The sequence below is a fragment of the Sphaerisporangium sp. NPDC004334 genome, assembly GCF_053602655.1.
Window position 1 is genome coordinate 1 of record NZ_JBSGDZ010000067.1, and the last position, 7,455, is coordinate 7,455.

Here is a 7,455-nt window from a genome sequence, read left to right on the forward strand (position 1 = left end):
TGCCGACCTCGATGACCCGTGCCGTGGAGAAGGTCGCCACCCGCCGCGCCGTGGCCACCTCGCGCAGGAACCGGCGCTCCGCGTCCGGGTCCATCATCAGGTGGGGGTGCAGGACCTTGATCGCGACCCGGTCCCCCGCGGACGACTCGGCCAGATACACCGTGCCCTGCCCACCCTGACCGATGCGGCCGAGCACCCGGTAGTCGCCGAACCGGCCCGGCTCACCGGTGCGTAACGGGGACAGGTCGGACATCCACCCCTCCAGCGTGTCGGTCCGACAATAGGGGATCGCGTGATCCCCTCGTGAGAAGACGCCGAGACCACCGAGACCACCGAGACCGACGCGCTGCGGCAGTTCGGCGACGCGCTGGCCGCGCATGTTGGCGAGCCCGTCCCGTTCCGCTTCGCCGATTGGGACCAAGCCATGGCCCGGCTCCTGCGCATCGCCACCGCCGGCCCCACCGTCGCGGTCATCGACGAGTTCCCGTTCCTCGCCAAGGCGTCCCCCTCGACCGTGGCCGGCGGCACCGTCCCCGACCCGGCCGACCGGACCGCTCACGAGATCGATGTCGCGGCCTTCGGCCAGGACGGCACCGGCGCGAGCAACTCCTTGCCATCGGCGAATGCAAATGGAACGACGTCATGGGCTTGGGGCACCTGCGTCGGCTCGACCAGGTCCGCGACCTGCTCCGTGCCCGCGAGGGCGTCAACGCCGAGCGCACCCGACTGCTCTTGTTCAGCGGCACCGGCTTCAGTGACGACCTCCGCGCCGTGGCCCGGCAGGACCCCATCGTCCAACCTATCGACATGACCCGGCTTCATACCGGGGTATGAGGCCCACAGGCCGATCAACGATGGGCGGACGCCTTTCCGCTGAAGCGCCGGCTTCCCTGTGGGAGGGGACGTCCGGGTGCCGCTACCGTTGATCTCCTCGTGCCGGGTGTCGGTATTCGAGGCGGAGCGACCGGAGGAACGTCCATGCTTTCCGTCTGTGTGGCAGGTGCGACCGGGTGGACCGGACGGCCGGTGGCCGAGGCCGTCCTGGCCTCCGACGATCTGCGGTTGCGCTCGGCGGTCAGCCGGTCGGCCGCCGGGAAGGACCTGGGCGAGGTCTGGGACGGCGCGCCGAACGGCGTCCCGGTGTCCGGCCGGGTCGAGGAGGCGCTGGACGGCGTGGACGTGCTCGTCGACTACACCTCCCACGACGCGGTGCTCGGCAACGTGCTGGCGGCGATCGGCCGTGGGGTGTCGGTCGTCATCGGGACCTCCGGCCTGAGCGCGGACGACTTCGCCCGCATCGACGCCGCGGCCCGGGAGGCAGGAGTGGGCGTCGCCGCGGCCGGGAACTTCTCCCTGACCGCCGCGATGGCCCAGGCCGCCGCCCTGCTCGCCGCCCGCTACCTGCCCAACCGCGAGATCATCGACTACGCCAAGGCCGGTAAGCCGGACGCGCCGAGCGGGACGGCCCGCGAGCTGGCCGAGCGGCTCGCCGAGGTGAACACGCCTACCTTGCAGGTCCCTGTCGGCGAGACCAGCGGGTACGCCGAGGCGCGCGGCGCCACGGTGGCGGGCACCCAGGTGCACTCGGTGCGGCTGCCGAGCTTCGTCGTCTCGACCGAGGTCGTCTTCGCGCTGCCGGACGAGCGCCTGGTCATCCGCCATGACGCCGGGTCCACCCCGACGCCGTACGTCGCGGGCACACTGCTCGCCGTCCGAGCGGTGACCGGCCACACCGGCCTGGTACGCGGCCTGGACACTCTGCTGCTCATGGGCGACCGATGAGTCTGCTCAATCCCACACTGTCAGAACGTGTTGTACTGAGTGTTGTCCTCGCCGACCTGAACGCCCTTCGAGTCCTTGATCGTCACGTTGTACTTGCCGGGACTCGCGCCCGATCGGTCCAGGAGCTCCATCAGGGCCTTGGCCGCGGCGAGAAGTTCGGTGTCGTCGGCCGCACCTGCCGCGGCCAGTTTCTTGGCGAGCGGCGCCTCGTAGGTGGCCGGGTCGTTCTGGTGCTCGGACAGGATCACCTCGGCACTGGCGTTTCCCTTGAACCGGCGCCGCGTCAGATCGAGCAGCTTGACGAAGGCGGCGTTCGCGTTCTCTTTGACGGTGCCGGCCAGTCCCTCGATCACCCCGGAACTCGCTCCGGCCGCGAGTGCCGTCACGATCAACGCAACCGGTTCCATCGATTCCCCCTCGGCTCACGCATCGCGCCCACTGGTTCGGGCGATGCCGCTGGTCAGGTTGGCCAGGCTGGTGTAGCCGGACCGCCGGGTCCAACCGGTCGCCCTGCCGGACTCGGAAACCAGGTCGCATGACCGCCCCGCATACCGCATACCGCATACCGCATACCCGGTCATACGCCCACGGTCGGCCGACGTTACGGCCGCGCTGCGAGAGTTACTTCTGGCTGACCGGAGCACCACGGCGGCCGATCAGGGAGGCCTGGCTTCACCGGATGGGTCAGCAGACCGCGGGCAGGGGTTCATCGGGGGCATACTTGGACCATTCTTGGCTGGTGGGGGCGCCCGTGGTGGTGCAGAGCGCCTCGTAGGGGTGGGTGAGCGGCCAGACACGCCAGCGCCGTATCGCCCCGTCGTTGCCCGCGGTGGCCACTTCCGCGCCGTCCGGACTGAAGGCGACGGTCCGCAGGTTGGCCGTCAGGTCGGCGGCCCGGAAGGGCTCGCTGACCAACCGGCCGGTCGCCGGGTCCCAGAGCCGCAGGGTCCCGTCGGAGCCCGCGCCGGCGAGCAGGCTGCCGTCCGGGCTGAACGCGAGCTTGAAGATGCCGACCGAGCGCGGCAGCGGCCGCGGCCGCGCGACGCGGTGGCCGGTGAGCGGGTTCCATAGCTGCACGGTGCCCGCTCCGTCGGCCGTGGCCACCAGTTTGCCATCCGGGCTGAACACGATCGAGGAGATGGTCACCGTCGTGTCGCTGCTCACCGGGACGGGCACGCCGGCGGGCCGGCCGGTGATGGGATTCCACATGCGTAGCACGTTGCCGAGACCGCCGGCGAGGAGGGTCCCGTCCGGGCTGAACGCGAGCCCGGACGGATCTGGGTCCTTATCGCCCCCGGTCGTGATGACGCGGCGGCGGCCGGACCGGTCCCACAGGGTGATCATTGGGGCGTCGCCTGCGGCGGCCAGCAGGTCGCCGTCCGGGCTGAAGGCCACCTCCTTGAGCAGGCTGGTAGTGCCGGCCGGCTGTAGCCACGGTCCGGCGGGACGCCCGGTGACGGGGTTCCACACCCGGACCAGCGCCCGGTAGCCGAGCTTCAAGGTGTAACCGGCGATGGCGAGCCGGGTGCCGTCCGGGCTGAACGCCAGCGAGCCGCCGCTGAACGACGTGTCGCCGACCTGGAGTGGCCCCCCTTCCTGCCGGCCGGTGGCAGGATTCCACAACCGGACCAGGCCGTCGCTGCTGAGGGCGGCGAGCAGGTCGCCTTGCCCGCGGAACGCCAGGTCGTAGATGACCAGGGCGGCGTTCCCCGTCGCGGCGCGCAGCGGCTGGCCGACGAAGCGGCGGGCGGCCAGGTCCCACAGCCGGACCGTGCCGTCGCCGGCGGCGCCGGCCAGTATGCGGCCCCGCGGGCTGAACGCCAGGCCGTTGACGTACGAGGAAACGGTGGAGTTGACCGCGAGGGTTTCGCCGGTCTGCCGGCCGGTGGCGGGATTCCACAGCCGGATCAGGTCATCATTGCCGTCGGCGACCGCCAGCAGCCGGCCGTCCGGGCTGAACGCCATCCCCTCGGCGAAGGTGGCCGGGGCACCGGACGGGAACTGCCTGACGACCCGGCCCGTCGCCGGGTCCCACAGCCGCACCAGGCCGGACTCGGCGTAGGTGGCCATCAGTTTGCCGTCCGGGCTGAACGCCACCGTGTTGACGCCGATGTCCTGACCGGTGGGCTGGGCCCGGAGGGGCGCGCCGAGGAGTCTGCCCGTGGTCATGCTCCACAGCCGCACCCGGCCTTCGTCGCGGCCGGTGCCGGCCGCCAGCACCATGCCGTCCGGGCTGAACGCGAGGGCGGACACAGCGCGGTAGGGGCCGACGAACTGCCGCGCCGGCGGGCCGGCCGGGTGGCCGGCCGTCATGTCCCACAGGCGGACCGTCCCGTCGTTGCAGCCGGCGGCCAGCAGCTTGCCGTCCGGGCTGAACGCCACCACATCCGGTGCGGTATAGGCGTTCCGGTCGTCAGGCCGGAGCGGGACCCCGACGGGCTGGCCGTCGGCCGCATTCCAGATCCACAGCCTGCGGTCGTGACCGGCGGCGGCGAGCAGCCTGCCGTCGGGGCTGAAGGCGAGTCCCAGCGAGTCGGGGTAGCCGTCCGGCCGCGAGGTGGTGGGCAACGGCGGGCCGACCGGACGGGACGTCGCCACATCCCATATCCGCACGGTGCCATCATTGTCGCTGCTCGCCAGCAGCTTCCCGTCCGGGCTGAACGCCACCTGGGACACCTGGCGCGTGGAGGCGGGCAGCATTCCCCACTGCTGCTGCTCGGCCAGCAGCGTCACCATGGCGGAGCCGGCCTCGCTCGTCGGGTACGCGTGCCAGGCCGCCGCCGCCAGCCGTCGTGCGATGACCGCGTCGGTGGGGTCAAGGGACACCGCCTTGGTGGCGAGCAGGCGGGACAGCGCGATGGCGTGCTGGTGGTTGGCGATGGCCGCCTGCCGGTTGGCGTTCGCCGCGTTGACCAGCGCGACGCCGCCCCCTGCCACGGCGGCGAGGGCGAGCGCGAGCAGGCCGGCCAGGACCGCGCGGCGGCGGCGGGCCTGGGCGAGGCGAGAGCGGTCACTGGCCCGCAGGAAGTCCCGCTCGGCCTGGCTGAGCGGCGGGTTACGCCCGGGATCGGCGTCGATCCTGCCGACCGTCTCGGTGGCGGCTTCGAGCAGGGTGCCGCCGTACAGGTAAGAGGGGTCCTGGGAGTGAAGGTCCCATTCGGCCGCCGCGTTCCGCAGGCGGGTCCGGACGACGCGGTCGGCATGGGTATCCGCCAGCCAGCTGTCGCGCAGCAGCGGCCAGGCGGTGAGCAGCACCTCGTGGCTTATCTCCACGCTGTCGGCGGCCAGGGTGAGCAGCCGTTCGGCGGCGAACGCTTCCAGGACCGCCGCCACGTCGCGCGCCTGCGCGGCGCTGAGGCCACCGGTCAGCTCGGCTCGCGTGGCCCGCTGCGCGGTGTCCACGTTGTCCCCGCCGACGGCGGTCAGCCGGATGAACACCTGCCGGGCCGCCGCCTGCCGGCCGGCCGTCAACTGGTCATAGGCGCGTTGCGCGCTGTCGGCGACGGCCCGTTCGATGCCGCCGGTCCGCTCGTAGTCAGCCGGCGTCAGGTTCGGGCCTGAGCGGGACCGCCATGCCTTGTCGAGCGCGTGTGACAGCAGGGGGAGCACCCCCGGCCCGGAGCCGCCGTGCTGCCGGGCCCGGATTTCGGCCAGCAGCACGTCGGCCAGTTCGGGCGCCACCTCGGCGCCGGCCTGCCGGGCGGGCTCGGTGATGGCCAGCCGCAGCTGCCGCGCGGTCATGGCGGTCACCAGGTAGCGGTTCTGGACCGCGTCGGCCAGCGCCGGGTAGTTCGCGCAGCGGGCCTCGAAGTCGGCGCGCACGCCGAGCAGGACCAGCGCGGCCGGCTGCTGTTCCGCTCCGTGTTTCAGCGTCGCCGCCGCGTGGAGGGCCGCGATGAACGCCGCGCGCTCCGCCTCATCCGGGCACTGCGTGAAAACCTGCTCGAATTGATCCACCACTATCAGCAGCCGCGGACTGGACGGCCTGCGCTGCCCCGCCGCCGCGTCCGGCGGCCCGGCGGACGGCGGTGCCGCCGTCAGGGCGGCCTGCCGCACGGCGAGCGCGAAGGCCGCCGTGTCCGACTGTGCCGCCTGCCGCAGCACGCCCGCACCGGCGCCGCCGAGTACGGCGATGCGCAGCGCCAGCTCATCGAGCGGGGACGGGGTGGGGGTGAGCACCAGGCACGGCCAGGTGGCCGCTTCGGGTGCACCCGCCAGCCCGGTCCCCCTGATCCGGGGAATGACCCCGGCGCGCAGCAGTGAGGACTTGCCCGCGCCCGAGACCCCGGAGACGACGAGAAGGCCGGCTCCCGTCAACTGGCGCGCCATCCGGTCAAGTATCTCGCCCGCGGCCGCTTCCCGCCCGAAAAAGAATGGGGCGTCCTGTTCCTCGAACGCATTCAGCCCCCGGTAGGGGGAATCGATCTCTCCCGACACGCTCACCAGCGGCGGCGGCGCCAATCCGTCCACCCAGGTCAGCCTGTTATACGTGTAGTTGATCTGGGTGTTCCGCTCACCGACCTGGACGCCCTGCGATTCCCTGACCTCCACCGAGTAACCGGACTCAGGGACGGCGGAATCCTGACCAGGACCTTCGGGATCCGGCGAGTCAGCGTTCATCCGCGCCCGGCACGAACACGATCAGCGCCATCTGGTGAGCCTTCCCACGCCAGGTAAAACGTGCGACCAATGTAGCAATTCGCCAAGGGCCGATAAATGATAATTAGTGACGCGCCGTCTCGCCGTGCCTCGGGTCACGGGCGGCTCGGTAGAGCACAGAACACGGCGCTTGCGGCTGATGGCGGTGGCGGTGTCGTTGTGTGAGATATGCCTCTGCCGTCGTTGTGGCGTGGCGGCGCGGGGAGGTCGACCATGTGGTGATGACCTCCTCGCCTCGCCCGCCGGACGTCGGTGGCCGACCGGATCCGACCGGCGTGACCACCGTGCCCGGTGGAGAGCCCGCCCGCGGGTACCTGCTGGACAACGCGCGCGCCGAGGCAGGCGAGCGATTCGTCTGGCTGGCCGAGCTGTTCGACGGTGTGACGCGCGCGCACTTCGACCGGCTCGGGGTCAGGGCCGGCTCACGCTGCTGGGAGGTGGGGGCGGGTGGCCGCAGCATCCCCGAGGCGCTCGCGGCGGCCGTCGGCCCGACCGGGTACGTGCTGGCCACCGACATCGACCCGTCCTGGCTGAAGGCGGGCGACGGGTACGAGGTGCGCCGGCACGACGTCGTCGCTGATCCGCCCCCGGAACCGGGGACGTTCGATCTGGTGCACGCCCGCCTCGTGCTGGTCCACCTGCCCGACCGGGCCCGGGCGCTGGCCACGATGGCGGCGGCGCTACGGCCCGGCGGTTGGCTGTTGGTCGAGGACGCCGATACCGCTCTGCAGCCATTGGCATGCCTGGACGACAGCGGCCCCGCGCAGCGGCGGGCCAACCGGCTGCGCGACGCGGTCCGGGAGCTGCTGGCGCGCCGCGGCGCCGACCTGCGCTACGGCCGGACGCTGCCCAGGGCATTGCGGGAGGCGGGCTTGGTGGACGTCGCCGCGGCGGGCTCGTTCCCGGTCGGCGGGCCGGCCTGCGACCGGTTGGAGGCGGCGACCATACGGCACGTGCGCGGCGAGCTGCTCGCGGCCGGGTTGGCCGACGACGCCGAGATCGACGCGCACCTGG

5 protein-coding genes and 1 pseudogene are annotated in these 7,455 nt (G+C 72.3%); 2 read left to right on the forward strand and 4 right to left on the reverse strand.

Annotated features, from left to right (window positions below):
- Positions 1 to 253: pseudogene (locus ACWEN6_RS40660) on the reverse strand (serine/threonine-protein kinase); the annotation flags it as partial.
- Between the two features lie 302 nt (positions 254 to 555).
- Positions 556 to 798: a hypothetical protein gene (locus ACWEN6_RS40665; protein ID WP_354916819.1), complete on the reverse strand. Its 243-nt coding sequence runs from the start codon at positions 796 to 798 to the stop codon at positions 556 to 558.
- A 180-nt stretch (positions 799 to 978) separates the two neighbouring features.
- Between ACWEN6_RS40665 and dapB the strand changes: the two genes are divergently transcribed.
- The gene (gene dapB, locus ACWEN6_RS40670; protein WP_452577535.1) at positions 979 to 1,782 is read left to right on the forward strand and encodes a 4-hydroxy-tetrahydrodipicolinate reductase; all 804 of its coding nucleotides are present in this window, start codon (positions 979 to 981) and stop codon (positions 1,780 to 1,782) included.
- A gap of 20 nt (positions 1,783 to 1,802) precedes the next feature.
- Here the strand turns inward: dapB and ACWEN6_RS40675 are convergent, their stop codons facing one another.
- Both ACWEN6_RS40675 and ACWEN6_RS40680 read right to left on the reverse strand, forming a co-directional pair.
- Positions 1,803 to 2,189, reverse strand: a complete 387-nt coding sequence (locus ACWEN6_RS40675; RefSeq protein ID WP_354916825.1) for a hypothetical protein — start codon at positions 2,187 to 2,189, stop codon at positions 1,803 to 1,805.
- Between the two features lie 277 nt (positions 2,190 to 2,466).
- On the reverse strand, positions 2,467 to 6,402 hold the full coding sequence (locus ACWEN6_RS40680; protein WP_452577537.1) for an nSTAND1 domain-containing NTPase: 3,936 nt from the start codon (positions 6,400 to 6,402) through the stop codon (positions 2,467 to 2,469).
- A gap of 260 nt (positions 6,403 to 6,662) precedes the next feature.
- Here ACWEN6_RS40680 and ACWEN6_RS40685 point away from each other — a divergent pair.
- A partial coding sequence (locus ACWEN6_RS40685) for a methyltransferase domain-containing protein (RefSeq protein WP_452577539.1) occupies positions 6,663 to 7,455 on the forward strand: 793 nt, incomplete at its 3' end.